The sequence below is a fragment of the Dictyobacter alpinus genome, assembly GCF_003967575.1.
GTDB lineage: Bacteria > Chloroflexota > Ktedonobacteria > Ktedonobacterales > Ktedonobacteraceae > Dictyobacter > Dictyobacter alpinus.
Genome location: NZ_BIFT01000002.1, coordinates 1028661 through 1053721, shown reverse-complemented (window position 1 = coordinate 1053721; position 25061 = coordinate 1028661). Strand labels below are relative to the sequence as shown.

At 48.7% G+C, this 25061-nt stretch carries 21 protein-coding genes; 8 read left to right on the top strand and 13 right to left on the bottom strand.

Annotated features, from left to right (window positions below; translation table 11 throughout):
• Positions 1–94: 94 nt before the first annotated feature.
• Both EL633_RS26735 and EL633_RS26730 read right to left on the bottom strand, forming a co-directional pair.
• Positions 95–1357 carry a cytochrome P450 gene (locus EL633_RS26735; protein WP_126630326.1) on the bottom strand — a complete coding sequence of 421 codons (1263 nt, stop codon included), beginning with the start codon at positions 1355–1357 and terminating at the stop codon, positions 95–97.
• A gap of 23 nt (positions 1358–1380) precedes the next feature.
• A complete protein-coding gene (locus EL633_RS26730; protein WP_126630325.1) occupies positions 1381–1602 on the bottom strand; it encodes a hypothetical protein in 222 nt (73 codons plus the stop codon).
• A 171-nt stretch (positions 1603–1773) separates the two neighbouring features.
• On the opposite strand from EL633_RS26730, the gene EL633_RS26725 reads away from it, so the two are divergent.
• From EL633_RS26725 to EL633_RS26715, 3 genes are all read left to right on the top strand, one after another.
• The gene (locus tag EL633_RS26725; RefSeq protein WP_126630324.1) at positions 1774–2343 is read left to right on the top strand and encodes a PadR family transcriptional regulator; all 570 of its coding nucleotides are present in this window, start codon (positions 1774–1776) and stop codon (positions 2341–2343) included.
• Between the two features lie 87 nt (positions 2344–2430).
• The gene (locus EL633_RS26720; protein WP_126630323.1) at positions 2431–3123 is read left to right on the top strand and encodes a VC0807 family protein; all 693 of its coding nucleotides are present in this window, start codon (positions 2431–2433) and stop codon (positions 3121–3123) included.
• Between the two features lie 96 nt (positions 3124–3219).
• Positions 3220–4668, top strand: coding sequence for a carotenoid oxygenase family protein (locus EL633_RS26715; RefSeq protein ID WP_126630322.1), 1449 nt, complete (start codon positions 3220–3222; stop codon positions 4666–4668).
• Between the two features lie 897 nt (positions 4669–5565).
• Here the strand turns inward: EL633_RS26715 and EL633_RS26710 are convergent.
• The 4 genes from EL633_RS26710 to EL633_RS26695 all read right to left on the bottom strand — a co-directional run bounded on the left by EL633_RS26710 (position 5566) and on the right by EL633_RS26695 (position 9401).
• Positions 5566–5904 carry a hypothetical protein gene (locus tag EL633_RS26710; protein WP_126630321.1) on the bottom strand — a complete coding sequence of 113 codons (339 nt, stop codon included), beginning with the start codon at positions 5902–5904 and terminating at the stop codon, positions 5566–5568.
• 113 nt (positions 5905–6017) lie between these two features.
• Entirely contained in the window at positions 6018–7040 is a 1023-nt protein-coding gene (locus EL633_RS26705) for a universal stress protein (RefSeq protein ID WP_126630320.1), read from the bottom strand.
• Between the two features lie 305 nt (positions 7041–7345).
• Entirely contained in the window at positions 7346–8308 is a 963-nt protein-coding gene (locus EL633_RS26700; protein ID WP_126630319.1) for a universal stress protein, read from the bottom strand.
• Between the two features lie 52 nt (positions 8309–8360).
• Complete coding sequence (locus tag EL633_RS26695) at positions 8361–9401, bottom strand: universal stress protein (protein ID WP_161982469.1); 1041 nt, start codon at positions 9399–9401, stop codon at positions 8361–8363.
• Between the two features lie 286 nt (positions 9402–9687).
• On the opposite strand from EL633_RS26695, the gene EL633_RS26690 reads away from it, so the two are divergent.
• Positions 9688–10755 carry an FAD-dependent oxidoreductase gene (locus EL633_RS26690; RefSeq protein WP_126630317.1) on the top strand — a complete coding sequence of 356 codons (1068 nt, stop codon included), beginning with the start codon at positions 9688–9690 and terminating at the stop codon, positions 10753–10755.
• A 26-nt stretch (positions 10756–10781) separates the two neighbouring features.
• Here the strand turns inward: EL633_RS26690 and EL633_RS26685 are convergent, their stop codons facing one another.
• Together EL633_RS26685 and EL633_RS26680 are read right to left on the bottom strand one after the other, a co-directional pair.
• A complete protein-coding gene (locus EL633_RS26685; protein WP_126630316.1) occupies positions 10782–11504 on the bottom strand; it encodes a response regulator transcription factor in 723 nt (240 codons plus the stop codon).
• Between the two features lie 15 nt (positions 11505–11519).
• Positions 11520–12359: a sensor histidine kinase gene (locus EL633_RS26680; protein ID WP_161982468.1), complete on the bottom strand. Its 840-nt coding sequence runs from the start codon at positions 12357–12359 to the stop codon at positions 11520–11522.
• Positions 12360–12620: 261 nt separating this feature from the next.
• On the opposite strand from EL633_RS26680, the gene EL633_RS26675 reads away from it, so the two are divergent.
• Positions 12621–13688, top strand: coding sequence for an Acg family FMN-binding oxidoreductase (locus EL633_RS26675; RefSeq protein ID WP_161982467.1), 1068 nt, complete (start codon positions 12621–12623; stop codon positions 13686–13688).
• Positions 13689–13813: 125 nt separating this feature from the next.
• Here the strand turns inward: EL633_RS26675 and cydB are convergent, their stop codons facing one another.
• Together cydB and EL633_RS26665 are read right to left on the bottom strand one after the other, a co-directional pair.
• Positions 13814–14824, bottom strand: a complete 1011-nt coding sequence (gene cydB / locus EL633_RS26670) for a cytochrome d ubiquinol oxidase subunit II (protein ID WP_126630313.1) — start codon at positions 14822–14824, stop codon at positions 13814–13816.
• A gap of 41 nt (positions 14825–14865) precedes the next feature.
• On the bottom strand, positions 14866–16248 hold the full coding sequence (locus EL633_RS26665) for a cytochrome ubiquinol oxidase subunit I (RefSeq protein ID WP_126630312.1): 1383 nt from the start codon (positions 16246–16248) through the stop codon (positions 14866–14868).
• A gap of 297 nt (positions 16249–16545) precedes the next feature.
• Between EL633_RS26665 and EL633_RS26660 the strand changes: the two genes are divergently transcribed.
• The gene (locus EL633_RS26660; RefSeq protein WP_161982466.1) at positions 16546–17589 is read left to right on the top strand and encodes a universal stress protein; all 1044 of its coding nucleotides are present in this window, start codon (positions 16546–16548) and stop codon (positions 17587–17589) included.
• A gap of 104 nt (positions 17590–17693) precedes the next feature.
• On the opposite strand, the gene EL633_RS26655 is transcribed toward EL633_RS26660, so the two are convergent.
• Positions 17694–18641: a universal stress protein gene (locus EL633_RS26655; RefSeq protein ID WP_161982465.1), complete on the bottom strand. Its 948-nt coding sequence runs from the start codon at positions 18639–18641 to the stop codon at positions 17694–17696.
• Positions 18642–18959: 318 nt separating this feature from the next.
• Positions 18960–21236: an ATP-binding protein gene (locus tag EL633_RS26650; RefSeq protein WP_126630309.1), complete on the bottom strand. Its 2277-nt coding sequence runs from the start codon at positions 21234–21236 to the stop codon at positions 18960–18962.
• Between the two features lie 355 nt (positions 21237–21591).
• Between EL633_RS26650 and EL633_RS26645 the strand changes: the two genes are divergently transcribed.
• Both EL633_RS26645 and EL633_RS26640 read left to right on the top strand, forming a co-directional pair.
• The gene (locus tag EL633_RS26645; protein WP_126630308.1) at positions 21592–22740 is read left to right on the top strand and encodes a universal stress protein; all 1149 of its coding nucleotides are present in this window, start codon (positions 21592–21594) and stop codon (positions 22738–22740) included.
• Positions 22741–22935: 195 nt separating this feature from the next.
• On the top strand, positions 22936–23589 hold the full coding sequence (locus EL633_RS26640; protein WP_126630307.1) for a DoxX family membrane protein: 654 nt from the start codon (positions 22936–22938) through the stop codon (positions 23587–23589).
• Between the two features lie 58 nt (positions 23590–23647).
• Here EL633_RS26640 and EL633_RS26635 read toward each other — a convergent pair whose 3' ends face one another.
• Positions 23648–24094 carry a pyridoxamine 5'-phosphate oxidase family protein gene (locus EL633_RS26635; RefSeq protein ID WP_126630306.1) on the bottom strand — a complete coding sequence of 149 codons (447 nt, stop codon included), beginning with the start codon at positions 24092–24094 and terminating at the stop codon, positions 23648–23650.
• Positions 24095–25061 lie beyond the last annotated feature (967 nt).

Here is a 25061-nt window from a genome sequence, read left to right as displayed (position 1 = left end):
TGTATTACATTATTGTGGCCTTAACTGGCATAGGCAGAGTGGAATGGTCTACACACACCATTCCACTCTGCATGTGTCAGTTCTGTTGTTTTTTTTAGTCGCGTAATCCTTTGAAGTCTACTGGAAGGTGGCGTGGTCCGCGCAGGGCTGCGTTATCTCTATACGTAGGAGGATCAACGGCCAGTTTGGGGTCTATCAGTCGTCGGCTGATCTCACTCAAGGCGATGTGGGCCTCAATGCGTGCCAGTGGAGCGCCTACGCAGTAGTGGATGCCGCTCCCAAAGCCGAGGTGTTCGTTGTCCTGGCGGTCGGGAATAAACTCTTCTGATTGCTTGAAGCGCTTTTCGTCATGGCTACCTGAGGCCAATACGAGGATGATGGTGGCTCCTTTCGGAATGGTGGTGCCAGCAACCTCAATATCAGCAAGCGCTGTACGGGTGCGAAAATGGACAGGTGGATCATAGCGTAGCAACTCTTCGACATAGGTAATGACCAGCTCAGGATCCTGACGCAATTGTTCCATAAGTTCTGGTGAGCGTAACATGGCCAGGGTACCATTGGTAATCAGGTTGACGGTTGTCTCATGGCCAGCGATCAGGAGTAAAATTGCCGTACTAATCAATTCGCGTGGCGACATAGGACCATCAATATCGTTAGTTGTCAGCATGCCAGAGAGCATGTTATCGCCTGGATTTGCCTTTAATTTCTGGAGTAATTCATCCATATACTCGTGAATCTGCCGACTGAACTCCATGATCTGTTTCTGCTGAGCCTCAGTCTGGACCTGTCCTGGATCAAGGACGCTGGCCAGAGGTTCGGCCCAGGCATGGAAGCGTGGTTCATCTTCGCGTGGTACTCCCAGCAACTGGCAGATGACTGTGACAGGGAGTGGATAGGCCAGATCATCTACGATATCGATCTGTCCTCCCTGAGCATGCTTGTCCAGATGTTCTTTGACGATTTGCTCGACATGGCTACCCATGCTTTCAATGCGCTCAGGCGTAAACTGTCTCATCACGATTCTGCGTAGGCGATCATGATTGGGGGGATCTTGAAAGATGAAGGGTGGAACAACCTCTTCGGGCTCTTCTACGGGCTGACCTTGTGCGGCCAACTGGGCCCGCTTTTGTTTGGCCTGTTGTAGGGCCTGCTTCTGGGCATCTGACTTGCGCATATCTGAGCTCAAGCGAGGATCATGCAAGAGAGAAACGATCTCATTATACGTACTGACAATATAGCTGCCATCTTCTTGCAATGCCACAGGCGTCTCACGAAACTGCTCGTAAAGTGGATAGGGATTTGCGATATGTGAATGATCTAGAATCTGTTTAAAATCTACCTTTGCTTGTTGTGCCATGATGTATCTATCCTTTCATTTATCTACACTGAACCATTTATTTGCCAGATGTTCCCTAATTGCTGAGCATCATCTCGATCAAGGATCAAAAAGACACCATCCAGTTTACCACCCAATTCCTCGGGCCATTGTCGAGCATGTGTACCGGTGGCGATCAATAATTGATCAAAGCCTAATTGTTCACCGTTGCTCAAAGAAAGCTGCTGTTGCTTATTATCGACCGCGGTAGCCGCAACTCCCAGCATCCATTTTGCCTCCCACTAATCACAAAAACAACGTGTCCAGACATCAGCCTTTCTGATCCCATCCTGGTTGAAATGGGTCATGCTGAGCTTATCTTTCTCCCTTGACAAACGTATTTTCCTCATGTATATATATGAGTGTAATATATAAGTCATATATATGGAGTCACTAACATGGCTAAAGAGAACAAGAGTCGTTACGCGTTATTGGGGATGCTCAGTTTGATGTCAGGTTCAGGGTACGATATCAAGAAAGCTATCGAATATAGTGTGGGCAATTTCTGGAATGAAAGCTATCCACAGATTTATCCCATGCTTAAGCAATTGGAGCAAGAGGGCTTGACGAGTAGCTCAGTTGAGAAGCAGGCTGGTCGTCCTGATCGGCATGTTTATGCTCTGACAGAAAAGGGTTGGGATGTCCTTAAGCACTGGTTAGGCGAACCGTTTGAGTATCAACATGAGCGCAACGAATTGTTGCTCAAACTTTTCTTTGGTGTACTTAATCCCGCCACCATCAGCATTGAACATGTGCGACGTCACCGGGCTTTTCAGGAGGAATTGCTGGCACGCTATGAACTTACTGAGTCCGAGGTTCGTTCCAGGCAAGAAGCAAATCCTAATTTTCCTTACTGGCGGATAACCCTGAGCTATGGACAGCATATTTCCAGAGCATTGCTGGCCTGGTGTGACGAGACATTGGACGTGTTAGAGCAGCTGTCAGCAGCATCAGCATCAGGTGAATAAGAGCGATTGCGGGTTGAAATGTGATGATCCATCTTCAGAGATCCTATTGATTAATAAGGCTATATACTTGCAGAGAAGGAGCCTATAATGACAGATAGTGTTGCACCAGAACAATCTGGTCTGCCTGCTAATGCGTCTCCCAAAGGCGCGCTTAAGGGATTATTACTGAGCCTGGTTATTAATGTAGGTATCCCACTCTTGATTATGTACCTGTTGATGACGTATGGCCATGTCAGTCAGGTGGTCGCACTGAGTATTGCCTCTCTGGTGCCTGTCTTGAATAGTATTGTCGATTTTACGCGTCACCGTAGCCTGGATCTCATCGCCATTTTCTTTCTACTGGGTTCGTTGACAAATATCCTGGCCATCGTGTTTGGCGGGCCAGTACAACTCCTGATCATTCGTGAGTCCTTCTTCTCAGGAGCACTGGGACTGATCTGTTTGCTCTCACTCATCTTTTTTCCGCGCCCGCTGATGTTCTATGTCGGCCGGCAGATGCTGGCTGGTACTGATCCCGCACGCATCAAGCGTTTTAACGACAGCTGGCAGAATCCCTCTGTGCGTGCCAGTCATCGCTTGATCACCTCTGTCTGGGGAGGCGCACTGCTGGGTGAGTTCGTGTTTCGGGTCGTCATTGCCCTGACACTTCCTACATTGCTAGCATATTCTCTTGGTGGTACTATCTTTACCATCACCCTTACCGTTACCTTTTTGTGGACCTTTGTCTATATTGCTCGGGTACGCCGTAGGGAGGCCTCAAGCCAGGCTGGACAAGCTTGATGAGGCACGGTACAGGTCATTATAGAGTCGCACCTGCATATGCTTTACCAGCAGTCTTCCTGTTCTTTGCGCTTTTAGAAAGGTAGGATACAAAAAATGGCCCATTCCACACAAGACCATCAGACAGGTTCTACTATCGCACTGGGTTACTCATCTCTGGATCAGGAAGTTGTACTTGACCGCTTACCTGTAAGCGGAAACATTCCATCCTGGTTGCAGGGGTCATTGCTACGTAACGGTCCTGGTAAATTTGAAGCAGGTCAGCAGAGTTATCGTCACTGGTTCGATGGCTTCAGTATGCTGCATCGCTTTACTTTCCAGCAGGGACAGGTTGCGTATGCCAACCGCTTTCTGCATAGCGATGCCTACGAGCAGTCTATGCGTGAGCAGCGCATTATCGGCTCGGCCTTTGCTACCGATCCATGCAAAGCTGTGTTTAAGAAAACGCAAAGTGCCTTGATAATTAATGCCAACGTAAGCGTTGATCAGATGGTGAACGATTTCGTCGCCATGACAGAAGCCCCTGTGCCGGTTCGCTTTGATCCTCATACCCTGGATACACTCGGAGTAGTTGAGTATGATGAACGGCTCACCGGACACCACGGCTGCGCGCACCCTCATCATGACAGTAGCGGTGAAATAGTAAGTTTTATGACCGAATTTGGACCTCAGAGTGAGTTCAAAGTTTTCGCTATTGGCAATGTTGAACCCCCGCAGCGTCGCTTGATCGGATCTTACCGCGTAGCCACACCTTCATATATCCATAGCTTTAGCATCAGTGAACACTATATTATTATTGCTGAGTATCCCTACCAGGTGCATCCACTTGACCTTATGAGCGCGGGTAAGCCTTTTATTGAGAATTTTAAGTGGTTCCCTGAGCATGGAACACGCTTTGTGGTGATGGATAAGCAAGATGGACATGTGGTGCGTACCTTTCAGAGCGAGGCGTTTTTCTGCTTTCACCATATTAATGCTTTTGAGCGGGATGGTGATATCTTTGTTGATCTGGCCGCACATCCGGATCCGACTATTGTACGTGGTCTCTACCTGGATCAGTTGCGTGGTGATTTGCAAAATGTCGAGATACCTGCCCCCAGTGAGTTCAGACGTTATCATTTACCGTTGGGTAGCTCTGCGACCAGCGCCAGCTATGAGCGTATCACCGAGGTGAGCATTGAATTGCCGACGATCAACTATCGGCGCTACAATGCGCGTGAGTATGGGGTCGCCTATGGTGTATGCACTGATCGGCAAAATCCTGAAGTGGTCTCCGATCAACTGGTCAGAGTGGATGTTCGCAACAAGAGCGCGCTTATCTGGTCAGAAGAGAACTGCTATCCTGGCGAACCCGTCTTTGTTGAAGCACCAGCTGCGAAGCATGAAGATGATGGTGTGGTCCTCTCTGTAGTCCTCAATGGACAGCGGGGTAATTCATTCCTGCTTGTACTGGATGCCCATACCTTTCAGGAAATTGGACGTGCCGAAGTCCCACATCATATTCCCTTTGGTTTCCATGGACTCTTCTTTCCTGGAGTCAAGTAAGTAGTGTTCTCAGATAAAGTGTGTCGGACTCCCATCCCAATGGGAGTGGTGAAGCTCACGCCAACCTGGGGAGCGCAGGCGCCCCCATTCTTCTTTTATTGGTTGGTGCTGCAATGGCGCATCCGCGCTATTGCAGCATCAAAGGTTTTAAGTGTGTTGTAAAATCGTGCGCAATGCGCACGATTTTACAACACACTTAAAAGAAGTACGGGCACTCTCGCCTTCTGTATCTTTGGACAACTAGCGATCTTTTTTAGCGGCTGACAGAATGATTTTGAATACTTCATAGGGGTGTGAGACGGGAGGTGCATGGCTGGATGGAACTTCGCGGGTTTGTGGCACCAATTCTTTTTGCCATGAAGCGTTCGGCCTCTGGCTGAATCGTACGGTCATTGGCGGAAACCAGGTACCAGGATGGAATGGTTTTCCAGGCAGGTGCAATTGATGGCATCTCAAAGCAGGCGAGTGCCGTAGGATTCTGGCCAACGGAGAGCAGTGGTGGCAGCTACGGCTGCGATGCTTTTAAGCAGTGTGCGACGGTTTGCGTATATGCTAATCGACCTTGTAGGTGGAACTCATGGTTGATTAACATACTCGAGATAAGATGAAGTATATCGATCGTGCTGATCGTGAACATTTCTTTCATCCCAATCATACTCGCAAACAAGGACATATCCACAGATCGTTTGTTATCGTCCTGCTATCGTTTGACCCATCGTCTGGAAACACACAGATTTATGGAAGGATTTTTTGTATGAGGAACGTGGAAGAGGTGAATACTCTTTGATGCTCGTTTGTCTGGCTCTTTGGTCCCATGATGTGCTCTGACTGTTAAGAGCACACATAGCTCTTTATTTGCTTGAAGAGCTATGTGTGCTTTCTGTGTTCTCGCTTTGCTTAGTGCCAGAAGGAGAGTTTGCGCTTTTTGTGGCCGACTCCACGAGCGGCATGGAGAGATGGCAGTTTTCCCTGACAATGAATAGTGAAGACTGGTTTTTCGAGCGATAGTTCTGGAATATAAATGTCAGTCTCATTGCTATCAATATTCATTTGAGCCATTTTTTTCAAGATATCTGGTGCTATCTTCTCGAAAAGCTCAATGAGCTGCAATGAGTTCCAGCCTTCTGCCTCAACCTCAGGAATATTGAGTATCTCTACATTAATATCTATCACATGCCCGGGAAAGCGACTGTTCAATCCTTGCAGACAGACCCCGAGAATATCTTGTAAATACATCTTGCACCAACTTTCTACGTTAGTCTGACTGCATCGTTCGTGTTAAGACCCGTTTGAACGATACAGCCAGGTGAACAAAGCCTTTGCCAGACCATACAAGGCATGTGAATATGTTAAAGGGTAGGTAGTGATGTTTGGGCTTTGTGTGGGAAGCGTTCTTCAGGCTCTTTTCGTACTGTTGGAACGGATAAAATTGGTATATGTGTTTCTTGCATAATCTGATTGATCACGCTACCAAAACACCATTCAGGACATTCCTGATCTCCAAGACTGGAAGAGACAACAATGACATCAAAGCGACCGGTGGTTCCACTGCCCTGGATTGGTTCTTTTCCTTCGGCGAGATCGATCAAGGTACGTACAGGATCTGGTGTTCTGGTAATTGACCAGTTAAGATCAACCTCCATGGCCTGTCCTGCCGAGGGTTTGCCACCAGTATTTTGCCTATCATCTGGTATATAGAGCTCTTCTTTGATCATGAGTTGTATGGCTTCTCGCTCCTGGTTACATCCACTGTCATCCATCTCAGGGGAGAACACTCCGGCTACATGGATGGATCCCTGCAATGGTCCTTTTTCATCTACAAGCAAGGATACGGCTGCATTGAAGATAGGGAGCGGTTCACATGAGCCATCCCAACCTACCAGAATGCGTTGTGGCTGCAGTGGATCAAGATGATGGAAAAGTGGTTGTGGACCTTCCTCGTGTAATAGAAAAACGGGCACTGATGAATGTAATACTAATTGCTCTGTGACGTTTCTTGTGAGCGGATGCGCGGATCCGTCGCGCTTCTTATGGCACATCATCATCAGGTTACATTGATGAGATGTGATCGCATCCATTATAGATGTAATGACCGGTCCCCAGCGAACATCGATTTCAACTGGAATATTAGTTAGCGCCGCACCGCTGGCTTTTTTCATCAAATAGTGCCATGCAGCCTGCCTCTCATCCTCAATGATACCGCCAACAATATCGGAAGATGCAGATGGGGCGGGCCAATACTCGGTGCCAGCCGTGATCACGCGCACAAGAACAATTGATCCTTTCACCGCGCGGGCTAATTTTGCCGCCAGTGGCAGTGCCTTTTCCGCTCGTAGAGATCCATCAAGTGGGACAAGAATACGAGTAAACATAGTGTGCTCCTCTATAGATATGCTGTTTGTTGTCGATAGATGGCTAGTACGAACTTTTTGAGAGACACTACAGGGAACTTGGAAGCCACTCTTCTCTTTTTTATACAATACTTTTGGCTCGTCACAAATTTGTCACAAGGCAAGCGTGTATCTCTCGTAGATATCACAATCCGGTCTAAAGAGAATACTGATACAACCAGATAGCTCTGTAGTATGCATTTGCTTATTAATAGCTAGACAAGAGATCTTAATACTATTAGCATAGCATATGCATGATAATATTGAATAAAATTATTTGTAGTGCACTAATGAATAAACCTGGATTGCGGTGGATGTACTACTAAAAGGGGAAGATGCGCTTCGTGTAGAACGCGTTCGGCGATACTCCCAACCATCCAGGCTTGGAGCGCATTGTGCCCATGGGTTGTCAGTGCCAGGAGATTATAGCCTCGACTGTCTCCGTGCTCGGCCATGTGCAGTAGCGTACCCGCTATATCCTGGCACTCCTCCGTTGTCCAGGTAACATGAACATCGCGTTGAGCCGCGATCCCATGTTGGAGTTGCTCTACAACTTTCTGGAGGTATTGTCCAGCTGCCAGTACGGCACTTTTTCTGAGTGCGGCTAGATCGATGCCAGCTTGCTTATATACAAACTCATCTTCGTTGGTGGGCAACTGAAGCAGCTGGGTCAGGTGTAATGTACCCTGGGATGGACCGGCAAGCGTGGCGACTAGATTGATGGCCGGTTCTAGAATGGCTTCGGCGAATGATGAGCCATCTAAGGCGACGAGAACTCGCAATTTTGCTGCTGTATCTCGGCTGAGTGCCTGCTCTGCTCTCACTATCAGGACTGGTACCGTACAGTGCTTGCCGACCTGGGAGGCAACACTCCCAAGTAGCCAGCGTTTTAACCCTGAGAAGCCATGGCTACACATAATAACCAGATCAATAGGATGAGCATCAACATAGGACAAAATGGAGGCTGGCGCTATCCCTGGTAGCGCTTCGCTCTGTGTGGCGATTCCAGCCAGGAGTGGTGATTGTGCCAGCGTCTGTAAGTATGTCCGTGCATGGGCTAATTCTTCCTCAATAATTGCCTCTCGCACCATGCCTGCCTGTGAAAAATAAGGTCCATACTCAATGCTCATGCTTGATATTTGCAGCAAGGTGATTGGAATCTTCATCTGGCGGGCGATATGTGCCGCGACTGGAAGGGCCTGTTCCGCTAGAGGTGATCCATCTAGTGGAACCAGGATGTGCTGAAACATGATTACTCACCTGTTTTCTAGCGCGTTCCAGAGAACGCTGGCAATGCTATTTTTATTGGACTGGAACCTGTTTCTGCGCGACGTCCTGGCGCTTTTCCAGTTCTTGTTCTTGCTGGCTGGATGTATGTACAATCAGTAAAGGTTGTTTGGTGGCATCCAGGACGTCTTCGGTATAGCTCCCTATGAGCATTTGCTGGAAGCTTGGACGTTTATGGGTTGCCATGGCAATGAAGTCGCAGCCAGAATAGCCTGTAACATCGCCAATGCAATTGCTTTCCTCGACGATCCTTTTGACGATGTCCATAATATCTGTATAGACGACGACCGATGTGGTGACATGTAGATGTAGTGGCGCCAGATCACCATATGCGAAGCGTTGTTCGAGGCCACTGAGATAGGTATTGGCCTTTTCGCGCGCTGCTTGATCCAGACGCTTCTCCTTCTCCTTGCTCTCGCCTCTGGCGGCGGCGTTGCGTACGGCGGTAGTCAAATGGATCGAGCCTTGTTCAGGCAGGGCCAGTGTCGCGCAGAGTTGGGCCGCAGGAACGATGGCTGTTTCGGCAGAGGCTGTTCCATCAAGTGCGACCAGAATGCGGGGATTATGCATGGGGTGTTTGATGGTGCTGTATTTCTCGCGCACGACCAGAACTGGAATGGGACTATGGCGTAATACCTGTTGCGCCACACTACCAAGGAACCAGCGTATGAAGCCAGTATGGCCGTGGCTCCGCATGACAATGAGATCAACCTGTTGTGATTGCGCAAAGTCAACAATAGTTCCTGGTGCGCCTCCCATTCTGGCTGCTATTTGTACTTGCAGGGTGTCCAGATGTTCAGTAGTTATCACACGATGTATATATTCTTCTGCCCTTCTCAGGGCCGCTTCCTCAAGTAACCTCACCGTGTCGAGGGGTTCCATTGGTTGGAGTGGAACACAACTGGAGGGTAGCACGACATGCAGCAGAATCAGGGTTGCTCCTGAACTGTGTGCAATATGAGCCGCCAGGGGAATTGCCTCCTCTGCCAGAGGGGAGCCATCGAGCGGAACAAGAATTTTCTGAAATGTGACGGTCACATTGTTCTGGGTAGTCATGAAGCATCTCCTTCCGAATAAGACAATGATGAAATAAGAAATAGAGCTCATGATTTAAAGTACCATGTGGGTATCACAGGGCAATCACAGCGAGAACGTAGGTGTTCACTTTATTGTCACAGGATGCCGGGTGTATATCTCATCACGTGAGATATACACCCGGCATCCTGTGATCGTTTTGAGAGCTTCTTTGTGTATACTTGGAGTGAGGTAATCAGAGCCTTATATTAGAGTGGCGCATTCTCTGTTCGTCCGCATAAGAAATGTATCAGTGAAGGAGATCGATATGCTGTATCAAGATACCAGTAGAAATGTTGATGTGGCTATGCAGAGATTGGCCTCGTTGAGCGAAGTTTGCAGCATTGGATCAAGTGAAGGCAGTCCATCCCGTCATCCTCTTCCCCAGTATGCAGAACGTGTTGCTGTAGTTGGTGCGGGTCCAGCGGGATTAAGTGCCTCAATACAACTGGTGGGGCTGGGATATACGGTCACCCTCATTGAGGAACTTCCTGTGCTGGGTGGGATGATGGCAGTCGGTATTCCAGATTTTCGCCTGGCACATCTGCGTCTCAAAGAGTGTATTGAGACGCTTCACCATCCCTGTCTGAAGATACAATGCAACACACGGCTAGGACGAGACCTTCCCTTTACTGCGCTGCGTCATAACCATGCGGCTATTTTATTGGCGATTGGTTTACAGCGGAGTCAATTTTTGGATGTTTCCGGTGAGAGCGTTTTACGAGGTGTGTTCCCTGCTCTCACTTTTCTCAAGGAATATCATCTTAATGGACGAACCAGACTGCAGGGAGATGTCATCGTTATTGGTGGAGGTATCGCAACGATAGATGTCGCGCGGGTAGCTCTGCACGCGGGCGCAACTTCTGTACGTGTCTGTTATCCAGGTCTGCTGGCGGATATCGTTGATGTCCATGCCGCGCGACAGGAAGGTGTCGTCTTTCTTGAGCAGGTCTTGCCAGTTGGCTTATTGGGAAGTGAAGACGTGACCGTGTATGGCATGCACTGTGTGCGTGTTCATTCCTTTGGACGAGACTCATTTGGCCGCCATTGTCTGGCGCGTGTGCCCGGCTCAGATTTCAAGCTGCATACCGATATTGTCATTGACGCCTTTGGGGAATGCGCGGATTTTTCTGGATGTCTGGATGATGCCTCCCTTAATCGGATGATGCTGATTGCCTATCCAGACACTCTGGACACCAACCTGCAAGGAGTATTCGCCGCAGGAGATGTGACCGGTGGATACCGCAGCATCCAGTCCGCGCTTGAGCAGGGGCAGAGAGCGGCAATCTCTATACACAACTATCTGCGCCTGCATACGATGCCATCATTTTTATAGGGAGTGTCAGTGCCCGTAGCATACGGTTATTCTTCGCCCTTTGGATGGGCCGCGAACTGATAGCCAATACCAATCTTTGTCAGGATGTAGCGTGGATGCGCAGGATCTGGCTCAATTTTGCGGCGCAAACGATTGATGTTGACCTGTAGCATATGGCTCTCCCCTAGATATTCTTGTCCCCAGATACGCTCAAGGAGGAGGTCCAGGGTCACAATACGTCCGGCATTTTGTAACAGATATGCCAGCAGGCGATATTCGGTAGGGCTCAAGACGATTTCCTGCCCATCAAATGTGACGAGGTGCTGGCTGAAGTCAACCTTAAGGCGGCCAATCGTCGTAACCGTGCGTACCGCATGTGCCTGTTCAGGTGGCATGAATTGTGAGCGGCGCAAGACAGCACGTACGCGTGCGATCAGCTCATCGACATTGAATGGTTTCGTCAAATAATCATCCGCGCCCAGATTGAAGCCCTTGATCTTGTCATTATCTTGTCCACGTGCTGTTACCATGATAATTGGCATGGCAGAAAACTCACGTACCTTCTGGCAGACGGTAAAACCATCTATTTTGGGCATCATCACATCCAGCAGGGCCAGATCAATGTGATCAGCTTCAATGCACGCCAGCGCCTCTTCACCGTCCTTCGCGGTCAAAACATGATAATCTTCTAATTCAAGTGTGCGCGCAACTAAGCGGAGTATCTGGGGATCATCGTCAGCAGTCAGGATGGTTATTTTTCTGGCAGTCATTGCAACGTATCCTTTTTAGTATTGTGAGTGTCTTGGGAGCAATACATGGAATGTGCTGTTGGCTCCAAGCGTGCTCTCCGCCCAGATCAGACCATGGTGAAGAGCGACAATATATTTGCAGAGTGTGAGACCCAGACCCAGGCCATTGACCTCTCGTATCAGGGTGAGATTGACGCGTTGAAAGCGTTCAAAGATGCGTTCCAGATCCTCCTCTGGAATGCCAATACCACTATCCTGAATCCGTAATTCCAACAATGGTTGTTGTAGGACTTCCTTGTCAGCGTGAAGGTGTTCTGGCAGCGGATTGGATGGTGCTGGCAAAAAATACGTAATCGTAATCTGGATCGGACTCGGGTCAGGCGAAAATTTATGGGCATTCTCGATCAAATGAAAGAGTAAGCGACGTAAGAGCCCCTGATCAGCTAAAATCAAACGTTTTTCAGGCTCGTTCGCGAGCTCTGATACCGTGATCTGGATCGCCCGGTCTGCGATTGCCCTTGGTTGATCGTCACGCTGCATTTCCATTACGACATCATGGACAAGCATGCTGGCATCGATAGGATGAGGACGAAATGGAACCAGATTAGCCTCAAATTCCGCGATCTCTTGCAGCATGTTAATCACATAGGAAAGCTGCTCGCTTCCACTGGCAATGGATTGAAGAAGCTCATATTGCTCTTCAGAAGAGAGTTGCCCATGGTGGCGCATAAGTAAGGTTGTATAACCCTTAATGGTTGCCAGTGGATTGCGTAACTCATGACTGAGTGATGCTAACCATTCAGCATTCAAAAAATCAGTATCATGCGATATTTGTGTTATTGCTGGTTTCCCTGGTGGTTTATGCATTTCATCCATTAACCTATCCATTTGATCGCACACATATATTGTATCCCTCAGTATAGAAGATAGAGCTGCAAGTGTCCAGCGAGGAGTCAATAGAAGCAGGAATTTCTTGTGCGTACCTGTGTTGTTTAAAAGCAAGCATCATATTGTGATTATATTGTGACGCTGACAATTTATCCTGAGAGGCGCTGGTAATACACTTCTTCTATGATGCGGAGTAGGGCTTGCTCTATCTCTCATTTGTGTTGTTCTACGTTGAACAAGGAGAATACCATGATATCGCTGTATACTGATCCAAGGATGATTCAGGAAAAGGATTTTCCACATGAGGCCCCGCCACATGAGAAATGGCGTTTTCTGCTTAATTATGCTCTATTGGCGCCCTCTGAATATAATGTGCAGCCATGGCTTTTCCAAATACATGGAAAAGTGGTTGAGTTGTATGCCGATGCGGATCGGCACTTGTCGGTTGTCGATAGTGATCAGCGAGAGATGGTTATCGCATGTAGCGCGGCCTTTTTGAATTTGCGCATTGCGTTACGGCATTTTGGATATCGCGAAGAAACCTATGTGCCATCCGCATTGGGCCCACCTCCTCATCAGCTTATTGCGAAGATACGGATGGCTGAACCTTTTCAATGTAGTGAGTATGATCATCTGCTGTTTTCTGCCATTACCAGGCGCACAACGAACCGTCACATATTTGATGAACGTCCGATACCAGCTGAGATATTGGAGCAAATTGAGCAACGGGCCGCTGTAGGGGGCTGCTGGGTGCGCTCTCTTCAGTCTGATGATCTGCGTACGGCCCTGGAAGAGCTTATCGTGGAGGGAGATCGCCAACAATGGGCAAGTCCAGCCTTTCGCGAGGAACTGGCCCGGTGGGTACGAGGCAGAGATGCTGGTTTTAGCGATGGTCTGCCAGCCGCTGCCCGTGGGAAGGGAAGCATCGCCGGCACAAACAATGCCTTTGTGGTACGTACCTTTGATCTCTGGCGCGCAGAGGCGTGGAAGACCCGCCGCCTGGCAACAGGCGCCCCCGTATTGGCCGTGCTGGGAACAATAAGTGATACGCCCGGTGATTGGTTTGCGGTAGGACAGACGATGGAGCGTCTGTTACTCTATGCCTACGCTTCTGGCCTGCAAGCCTCTTTTGTAAACCAGCCAATCGAACTGCCCGGGTTGCGCCAGCGCCTGAATTCGATCATTCATAGCACAGGTTATCCACAATTGATCCTCCGCGTGGGCTACGGTCCACCCGCGTCCCTTACTCCCCGTCGTACTCTGGCAGATGTCTTGCTAGAGATACAACCAGAACAAGAACATGGAGATTTTATCTAGCGTAATCCCCCTAGAGCTTTTTAGTATGCAGCATTTAGCACTGTCAACCATCCAATAAATTGGCCCTTTCCACTTCGCGTTATGTCAGAAGTGGAAAGGGCCAATTTATTGGATGGTAATTTTAGTTACACGTGCTCGATCGGTTTTTGGAGACGTTGGCGGAAGACCCAGTAGTTCCAGATCTGGTACGCCAGTACAATCGGTACAAATGTGATGGCGATCCAACTCATGATGGTGAGCGTGTATGGACTGGAGGAGGCATTATAAATTGTCAGGTTCCAGGCTGGATTCAGGCTTGAGATCATGACACGTGGGAACAAACCTTGAAAGATGGTCAGCGTTGAGAGCGCGATTGTGAGTCCTGTCATACAGAATGCCCAGCCGCTGTGTCCACGTTGTAGTAACCAGAGTACCAGTAGCAGTGCGACTCCCGCGCCCAGCGGTGCGATACCAGGATCTACTCCCAGACGTCCAAACACGTCTGTGGTAAAATATCCCAGTCCTACAAACAGGAAGACGCAGATGACTGCCGGTGCCCAGAGGCGTTTGGCCGCTTTCAGGGCTCGCTCACGCATCTCTCCCTCGGTTCTCAAGTTCAGGAAGATGGCTCCATGGAGTAAGAACAGGCTGACAAAGGTCAGTCCACCCAGCAAGGCATAGGGATTGAGCAGATTCCAGAAACCTCCCACATAGTTCATGTGGCTATCAATAGGCACACCTTCGATAATATTAGAGATTGCCACGCCCCAGAGGAAGCCTGGAAGCAGGCTACCAATAAAGATCATCCAATCCCAGAAGGTACGCCATACTGCTCGCTCGTCTTTATTGCGGAACTCGAAGGCTACCGCGCGCAAGATCAGCGCGACAAGCATCAGCATTAATGCTAGATAGAAGCCGCTGAAGAGTGTGGCGTACCAGTTAGGAAATGCCGCGAAGAGGGCGCCACCAGCCGTCAGTAGCCAGACCTCGTTGCCGTCCCAGAACGGTCCAATACTTTGTGTGATCAGTCGGCGTTCCACATCGTTCTTTCCCAGGAACGGCAAGAGCATGCCAACTCCGTAGTCGAAGCCTTCCAGGAAGAAAAAGCCAATAAAAAGGATCGTGATTAAAAGAAACCAGAAGATATTGAGATCCATGTACATTCCCCTATTCTTTCCTATCTGCCAGCTGTGTGCTGCTAGTAGGCTCCAATTAATGCATCCTTAGGCTGCTCAACTCCCTGGGTAGGCTCTTTCTGGGGTCGCGCATAGCGAACAAGCAGATAGACATCAGCCACTGCCAGCGCTCCATATAATGTTGCGAAGACCAGTAGCGAGGTCAGGACGCTACCAGCATTGACGGTAGGTGAAACACCCTGACTGGTCGCCATCAGACCAAAGACGATCCAGGGCTGTCGACCTACTTCCGTCATAATCCAGCCGGCCGAGTTTCCCAGATATGGCAGGGCAATAGTAAAGGGGAGAATCCACAGTAGCCAGCGTGTCCTGTTCAGTCGTCCTCGCATTAAGAACAAGAGTGTCAGTAGGGAAGCAGCGATCATCGCCATTCCCGCGCCAACCATCAGGCGAAAACTCCAGTAAGTGATGGCCACCGGAGGAACATAATTGCCCGGGCCGTACTGTTTCACATACTGTGCCTGTAGATCGTTGATGCCAGGGATCTTACCGCTGGGTTGGTTAAAGGCCAGAACACTTAAGAGGTCCGGTACCTTGATGGCGAAGACATCTTTACGGCTATTTTCATTGCCGACGGTGAATAAGGAAAATGCAGCCGGATCTTCGGAGTTCCAGAGTGCTTCAGCCGCTGCCATCTTCATCGGCTGGGTGCGAATCATATGCTGGGCCTGAGTATGGCCGACTATCGCGACCAGTATGCTGGCGATCACAGCGGTGACCGCACCAATGGTGGCAGATTTTTGGAAAAGCTCACTATCCTTGCTTTTCTTGAGCAGGTTATACGCACTGATGCCAAGCACAAAGAAGGCACCAGTCGCGATACCCGCTGTGATCACATGCGGAAACTGTACCCAGAGATTAGGATTGGTGATCAGGGCCAGAAAATTGACCATCTCCGCGCGTCCGTTACGCAGCGTAAAGCCTACCGGCTCCTGCATAAACGAGTTCGCGATCAAAATCCAGAAGGACGAGAGAAAGGATCCAAAGACGACCAGCCAGATCGCCGCCAGGTGGGCCGCTTTTGGCAGTTTATCCCATCCAAAGATCCAGATACCCAGGAAGGTGGATTCTAGAAAGAAGGCTAATAAAGCTTCGATGGCGAGCGGTGCGCCGAAAATATCGCCCACAAAACGTGAGTATGAAGCCCAGTTCATCCCAAACTGAAACTCTTGCACGATGCCCGTGGCTACGCCCATGGCAAAATTAATCAGGAAGAGGCGACCCCAGAACTGTGCCATCCTCTTGTAGGTATCATTCCCAGAACGAACGTAGATCGTTTCCATTATCGCTACCAGGAGCACAAGTCCTAGTGTCAGCGGCACAAAAAAGAAATGATAGATCGTCGTGATCGCAAATTGCCAGCGGGCAAGCAGAAGTGTATCCATAGATCCTCCATAGATAAAAAGTATTCGTGTTGCTTCTCCAAGAGTAATACTGAACCTTTACAATGCGGTCACTAGATCCAAAACAGGGATCACAAATGGATCACAGCAATAATAAAGTTATCTGTGCCAGGTGCTTTGTCTGGCATGCCTCTATGACGGGCTTCGGCTGGCATTACATGACTTGTGATGTGGTTGTGATATGGATGACCCATTCAGAGAAAGCGTTGGGACAAGCGCGGCATATATATTATCTAGAAGAAAGAAATACATACAATGCTTATGAATAAGGAGGTTCTTATGAATGGCCAGTTTCAGCACATTATTGTTCCGCTTGACGGTTCGGTATGCGCGGAGCACGCATTACCATTGGCCGCGCGCCTTGCTCGTGCTTCAGGCGCGAGAATTACCTTGTTGTACATTCTTGAATATATTCCCGAGTATGTTTCTTCCCCCGTACCAGCAACCATGGTAAGTCAAGAATCCATGGCAATAAGTGAAAAGCAGGCCAGAGATTATCTTGTACGTATCCAGAAGAGTCCTGTGCTGAGTGGACTTGCCCTGCATCCAGATCTCTTTTATGGTCGACCGGCTGCAACTATTGTTGAAAATGCCAGTTTGGAGCATGCGGACCTGATTGTGATGTGTAGCCATGGACGTACAGGCTTCAAGCGCTTTGTGATGGGGAGCGTTGCTCAACAGGTGGCAATCCATAGCCCGGTTCCGGTGCTTATCCTGCAGCGAAGTGATAAAGAAGAGATAGAGGAACTGGCTGTTCCGTTCCGTATCCTTGTGGCCCTGGATGGATCTGAGCGCTCGGAAGCCATTCTCAAGCCAGCTGCCATGTTGAGCGTTTTGTTATCCACGCCACAAACAGGGAACCTGCACCTTTTGCGTGTGGTACCCCCGGTTCATGCGACCGATATGGATGAGATTGAGGCGACTACCCATGCGAACAGACAGGCATTAAAGGACGCAAAAAAATATCTGAAGGATCTTTCAGAGAAGCTACGACTTGATACGCTGCGGGAACTGCCAGTGCAGATCAGCTATTCTGTTCGCTATGATAAAGACGTTTCCGGAGCCGTCTATGATGCCGCTATGGTGGGTAATATTCTCGCAACCCCGGCGATAAGTGCCATCGCTCTTACCACACATGGGCGACATGGTATTCCACGTTTATTGCTGGGCAGTGTGACGGAAGATATTCTGAGGCATGCAACGCTGCCACTGCTGGTTGTCCGACACCCTGATAAGAAGGTGGAGACTCAGGGGGCGACAGAAGAGAAGCAAGCGCCAGCGGTAAAACAGGAGAAGACGTATAGTCCATTCATTGCATTTTAGCAAGTGGGCGCAGGTGTTCCTATCACATGTATGAGATCGGGAATGAATGCGCCTCTCTATATCTCATAATTTTATTGGCCCTGATCACCTCTTGCTATGAGGGGCTAGTGTGGAGTATACACAAAAAAGATTGGTAGTTTGCTCTGGTCTATGACGCGTGCCGTAACACTCATTGGAGGGAGCCGCTGATAGCCGACTAATTCATTGCTTGAGATGGCGATAACGTCGCATGTTGTATCGGTCCGGGTGCCATCTTTGATCGTAGTATATGCCGCGATGCGCGTCAGTGCCTCGGCAACTTCGCAATCTTCAAGTGTGGCCCAACCAGCCGCTACCTTGTTATCTACGAAAGGATCTTCTAGTAGATCTGAGGCGGTCATCGATAGGGATTGCTCAGGAGCCTCTTTTTTTTCATCCTGATATGCGTGTGCGTGTATGTCTTTCGATGCTGTTACACGTATGAGATGCAGTATGCATGAAGCATAGCCAACCAGGGATATGGCTAGTGCGGCCGTTGGTTTAAAAATAGCATGTGAAAAAGATGTACCATTAAGCGCGACTAGAACCTGGAGTGGCCTTCCAGTATCTGCAAAAGGCTCTACAGGCAGATTCCCCTGCTCACGTAACATCAATATGGGCACAACGGCTCGGCACACCACTTTTTCTGCCACGCTCCCCAATGGTTTGCTTGTGACACCTGAATGTCCGTGGTTGCACATCACGATTAAATCGGCCTGGTATGTTTTGGCGGCATTCACGAGCGTGGCCGCGATTGGTCCGAACAGGACGGCCTTTTCTGTCCATAGATCGCGTAATTCAGGAGCATCTACCAATGATTGGAGATACGCTTCTGCATCGTCAATTGACCATGTTTCTTCTTCCATGTATTGATGAGGTGAAACTGGAGATGCTGTTGTACTGAGAATAAAATGATTAACGATGCAGACAAGGATAATCTTGCCATGAGAGGCCCGGGCAATACGCGCAGCGATAGGAAGCGCACGTTCCGCTCGCACGGAACCATCGAGGGGAACGAAAATACGTTCAAACATCGTATCTCTCCTTGTAAATTGGTTTTCTGCTCTTCCCATTGCGGATGGGGTAAAGATCGTATGGTATATAAGATATACGATAGGATGAAGGGGAGATGGAAGAGATCACAGTAGGGGTGGGTGCAATCACAATGTTATCACAGCTGCTTTATAGCGCTTCTATTGCGTGGCCATACTCGTTCCCTGACGGGAACCGACTATTTCAATTCTCTGCTGGCAAAAAACGTGTGCCGCGGCACACGTTTTTTGCCAGCAGAGAATTGAAGAAGCTTATGTTCTTTGCCCGCAGACAATTTAAGAAATATTCCATTGGATGGTTCATGGAATATATTCGTGTGGGTTTTGGGCTACCATGTCTTCGAACGTTTCATCGGAGGAAACCTCTACCAGTGGCAATGAAAAGAAGAAGATTGATCCCTGGTTTTCAACTGAGTGGAACCAGATGCTGCCACCCTGGCGTTCAATGAGCTCACGGCATAGATACAGGCCTAATCCTGTTCCCTGGATGCCATGTGCCTGCGCATTATCGGCGCGCATAAAACGTCCAAAGATACGTGCTTGTTGCTGGGCTGGAATGCCAATGCCAGTGTCCTTAATACCCACGATGACCTTATTTTGCTGACGATCTTCCTGGATGTGAATCTCGATTGGTCCTCCCTGGGGACTATACTTGATGGCATTGCTCAACAGATTGTTGATGGCTTGCTCAATACGTCGTGCATCGATTGATACAAGGAGAAATGTTTCTGGTGCGATGACTTGTAGATGGTGCTGCGTCGTGGTCATCTGGTAATGGTTGACCAGGCGTTTGATTAGAGGAATAATATCCATGACCTCGTGGCGCAATTCAAGGCGTCCAGCCTGTAAACGGGTGACGTCTAGGAGATCATCGGTTAATGCCGTCAGGCGCTGCGTTCCCTGCTCAATGCCCTCTAATGACTCATGTTGTAGGTCTGTGAGTACCAGGTTCTTGTCGCGTGTCAGCTGGGCCTGGAGCAATTGCACGAATCCCTGCAACACAGCGAGAGGATTGCGTAGTTCATGGGCCGCGATACCAATAAACTCATCTTTCAAAGCCTCGGCCTCTTTTAAGGCTGAAACATCCTGGTGGACGACGAGCGCGACAAGCTCATGTGTTCCTCGTGGTAGATCTGGTAAATTGAGTGGAAAGTTGCGCGAATCAAGTGCGATGGCATTCACCAGAACGGGGAGGGTAGAACCATCAGCGTGCCGAATGATTTCCTGACGTTGATACGCTGTTTCGCCCTGTTGAACTGCCTGGAGCGTTGCTAACTGGTCAAGCGGGAAAGGTCGACCATCAACCTGGAAAATCTCAATGTGATTACGGTGTAAGAACTCTACCATTGGGACTTCATGCTCCCAGGTAACTCCCCATACTTTACTGGAGGCTCGATTGGCGAGCACAAGTCGAGCATCTTTCCCGTGCACCAGATAAACGCTGCTTGGTAGTTCGTCCAAAATATGTTGTAGGAGGACGCGGCGTGCTTCCGCTTCAGCATAAGCCTGGCGTTCACGTAAAAGTCTGCGCACTTCAGTCACATCATGCCAGATGATGACCGAGCCAGAGGTCACCTCATGTGTGTAATATCCGCCAGCTATATTTATGTGTGTGGCTCTATTTTGCGTTGCTTGCTGACGTAGAGGAGAGGCATTGACGATATACTCGTGCACCTCCTGTTTTTCATTAGTGATTTTCACTAATACATCATGTTCACTGATGCCCTGGCAGGCACTACGTGCGGGACCATGGAGAAGCGCTTCCAGGGCCTGTTTCCCCTGGGGATATTGCTCAAGTTGTTCGCGGAGTGTTTTCGCCCAATAATTCTCGCGTATAATGTGTCCCTGGGAGTCGACCAGTGTCACTCCGTCCCCGATGCTTTCAAAAATAGCGTTAAGCTCTTGTGCTCGTGTATGCATCACATTATAGAGGCGTGCGTTTTCGATGGCTACCGCGGCCTGCGCAGCCAGTCCCATTAAAATTTCTTCGTGTTCTTTCTGAAATTGATCTGGTTTTGAGTGGCCCAACAACAATCCACCGCGCACCTGACGCTCGCTATCGAGTAATGGGGCTCCCAGAAAGCTGCGCAGAATTGGATGTCCAGTGGGTAAACCAACTGAACGTAATCCTTCAGAAGAAAGATGGCCGTGAGCAAAAGCGGAAGCAGCTTCCCGAGCAGCACACAATGCATCCTTCGTATGTGGGGCATCTGCCAGGGTCATTTTCTGGATATCTGCTACCAATACTGGTACGCCATGACGAAAAATCGGGGCCAGTAATCCTTCTCCGCCCAGTGGCACCTGTCGAAATAGTGTTTCTTGCTCTTTTGTGGCCCCTATAACCGCAGCCAGGTGGAAAAGATGTCCCTCTGCGGGTACGAGTAATTCACCATGCTCATTAATTGGTCGCAAGGTGAATGCGGCAAATTCAGCTCCAATTAAGTCAGCAGCGGTTTGCGCGATATACTGCAGTAACTGTTCTTCGTTCCTCTCACTCATTAATGCTGCACCAATGCGACTCAATGCTGCGAAGCGCTCAGATTCAGATAATGGTTGACGAATGTTCAATGGCTTCATAGCGTAGATCTTTCTTTATATAGCAAGCATGTATTTGCCAGGAAGCTAGACACTATCACCGCCTCATCAGATACACGCCAGGACATCCCTGCTATGATGCAATACAAAGTTTAACGTTATTTTAGCACGACCGCTGGCAAAATTTATCTTCCTCTTATCATAAATGAGAAAAGACTAGAGAGCAAGTGTTTTTCATTGAAAATCAATTTTCGATGTGATGCTCTTGTGATGATTATCGCACAATTATTGATAGCTTTGTGATTGTATCCCCTTATTTTTTTAATAAGAGAGCTTATTATGTCAAGCTTTGTTCGCTAAATCATTCTCATCCAGTATTTGTCTGTGGGAGGTTGAGATGCCTATTCATGAATTTTCTAGAGAGCAGCCTCTTCCAATTAATGTACCTTATAATGTAAAACATATCCTGGTTCCGTTGAACGGAACCGCTTGTTCGGAAGAGGCCCTCTCTCTTGCCGCGCGTATCGCCAGGAATGGAGGTGCGAGAATTACCCTATTGCGGGTTGTGAAACCAGCACGCGATTATGACCGTTACCCCCTCAACATTGCTAACATTGAACAGGAGCCGTGTAAGCAGGATATCGAAGATGCACAAGCATATCTGCGAAATATTATCGCGAAAGTCTCTCTTGGCGACATTGATATTCAGAGTGAGATTCTTGCGGAGTGTTCCGTTTCAGCCCTTGTTCACTATGCGCAGGTCCATAATGTTGATCTGATCGTGATGTGCAGTCATGGATATACAGGTTTGACGCGCTGGATTCGTGGCAGTGTAGCGCAGCAATTATTCAGACAATGTCCTATTCCGGTCCTGGTTCTGCGGCAAGACGCTCCGTTTTCACTACGCGCCTATCAGGAACAGCCACATGTGTTTCGTATGCTTGTCGTACTTGATGGTTCTGCCATAGCGGAAGCCGTAATTCCTCCAGCCATACGCATTAGTGCTAGCCTTTCAACACCTATGCAGGGTCATCTCCATCTTTTGCGCGTCGTCCAACCAGTCTATTTTGTTGATGAGCAAGCGACAGGTATGGTTCAAAGGATGAATGATGAGCATGTTAAAGAGGCCTGGCTCTATCTAAAACAGCTCCAGCACCAAATTTGTCGAAAGCAACTTGATCATATACAGGTTGATGTTAGCGCTTCGGTGGCGCTAGAGAGTGAGCTTGCCTATACCATTATTCGCGTAGCGGAAGAAGGTGAAACGGAAAATGGCCAACGTATTAGCGAGGGCTATGACTCCATAGCCATTTCTACGCAAGGGCACAGCGGCTTGCCACGTTGGGTCTCAGGAAGTATCGCGGAACAATTGTTAGGCAAAACCCGTCTGCCACTGCTGGTTATCCCTCATCCTCATAAATTCAGCAAAGATCCTATGCATAAAGCCATCCCGACATCTGAAGGCGAGAACGCGGGACCAGGTAGTAATGTATCTCCCGACCATGTAAATCTGTCTCCAGCCGGTCCCTCCCATGGATGTCCGTGACAGTTTTGTGATTTGGGTCGTACAGGCAGAGAAAAATCTGTGATATGTAACCTCTATGCTATACATAGATAAAACAAAAGGCACCTGGCGATAGGAAGGGTGCCTCTGGAAAAGAAAAGTCTAAAAGAGCAATTCGTTTCATCCTCTTACGAGAGCGAGAAAAGCGGTTGCATAAACAGGAAGGAGCCCTCTACTATGCGTTACATTTCTAAACTCCATCCGGGTGCAGCAGTCCAGATTGAAGAGCCCCCCATTGCCCGCTTCCTTTTTGCGGATACCCGTATGGCCTGGCTCTGGCTCATCGTTCGTTTGTATGTTGGGTATGAATGGTTTACAGCAGGTTGGGAGAAATTAACCGGCCACTCAATTGCCATCGGTTCCTTTGGTGAAGCAGCTAAAGGCGGTCCATGGGTCTTTGCCGGCCATGATGGAGCAGCTATGAAAGGCTTTGTGACAGGCGCATTGGCACAGGCTACTGGGGCTCATCCCGCTGTTCAAGGATGGTATGCAACTTTCTTACGCGATTTTGTTCTGCCTAATGCAGCGGTCTTTTCATATGTCATCACCTTTGGCGAAATTTGTGTCGGACTTGGGCTTATCCTGGGTATTCTGACTGGTATTGCCGCCTTCTTCGGTATCTTTATGAACCTGAGCTTCTTACTGGCAGGTGCTGTCAGCATTAACCCGGTCATTGGAACGCTGGCCCTCTTCCTGGTGCTGGCATGGCGGGTCGCAGGCTACTACGGTGGCGACCGTTACCTCCTACCACTATTAGGAACACCATGGACGGGTTCTCTGGAGAAACGCTATCAGCAGAAAACTCCTCCTACTGAAACTCAAGTTGCCTGAGCCCTTGTGTGAAGGCATAAAAAAAGATCCCCCGAAAGATGTCTTTCGGGGGATCTTTTTATGGCTTGGACTGCTCCATGCGACCTGTTTTTTCCGTTAGTTGAAGGCGATAGACAATGATGTTAGGAGGAAGTTGGATGTTACTTTCTCCCCCCATTGTATGCAATGCATGTCCACTGGCGATCATTACGACGAATTTCCGCGTAAGCAGGTCAACAGCCCTGGAAGCCTCTTCTCCTTCAAGTTCTTGAAATATCCCCCACGCAAGCACACTCCGCCAGTTTGAACTATCTACGATCTCATCCACCTGAAAACAGACTTCAGGATTTGAGCGCATCATACGCACTTTTGAACCATCGAGTGTGTTGGCATAGATATCATTCCCATCGTAGACATAATTGATGGGAATGATATGGATCTTGCTCTGCATCTGGCAGCCGATGCGACCAATGAAATGTTCATCCAGAACTTTGTCAATCTGATCGCGGGTCATTTCACCATACATATATCCACCCCCCTTGTTGCATCCGCCAGTCTTTGTACATCTCTTCAAGGAAGGAAAAATACTATTTCCTGGCCTTCAGCAAAGTTCAGCATGGTAAATAGTATGCATCCGAATTAGAGCCAGTTGAAACCAGAGGATTGACCTGAGATAGTCTCTTTGTCAGCCAGTTGGCATGGTTGGCAATGTGAGGTGGAATCTTTCCTCGACAGTGAATAGTACAGAAAGGTACTGTTGTGGAGATGGAGGGCAGATAAATGGTGGACTCACAGTAGTCGATAATCATCTCCGCACTTGCATTCAGGAATTGTGGGGCAAGCGTTGTCAGAATCTTAATAACTTCGGGGGCTTCCCATCCCTTTAATGGAAGTTCTTTCGTTTCAAGAACTCCTTCGCAGAGATCTACCGTGTGCCTGGGATATCTGCTCTTCAATGCATATAGACATATTTGTAGGTTATCATGAAGATACATAATCTCCTCCCTCTGGTTACCTGAACATGGTACTGTTTCCAGGACTGCACAATTGCCTGGATGTGTACAGCCATACATACAAATGCGAACGTCTATAACCACCATATGAGGGGGACCTCTCAAAAGGCTCTCATGACCATCTCCCCATGTCACAAATTGATCACAGTTTCGGATGCAGCCTTCCTTTTTGAGCTGTTTTGGACAATGAATAGAGATTGTGTCATGGACGTTGCAGCCCTGTGATAGGTTTGTGATTCTAGGGACTATGGGTGAGATAGGTTGGTGGCAAAGAACATGTATGCTTATCTCCAGGTGCGCGGGAAATGCGCCTTTTTTATATGTGCTTACCGATCCTGGCATATCCATTGCATGGAAAAGAGGCCTGATTGTCAACGACAACACTTCCACAACATATAGCTTGCCAATAGACGTTTCGTGAAAAGTTTTGCCCGCTAGTTTAAGAAAAAGTCTGCCTGATAAGAGAATTCATTGTTCTTC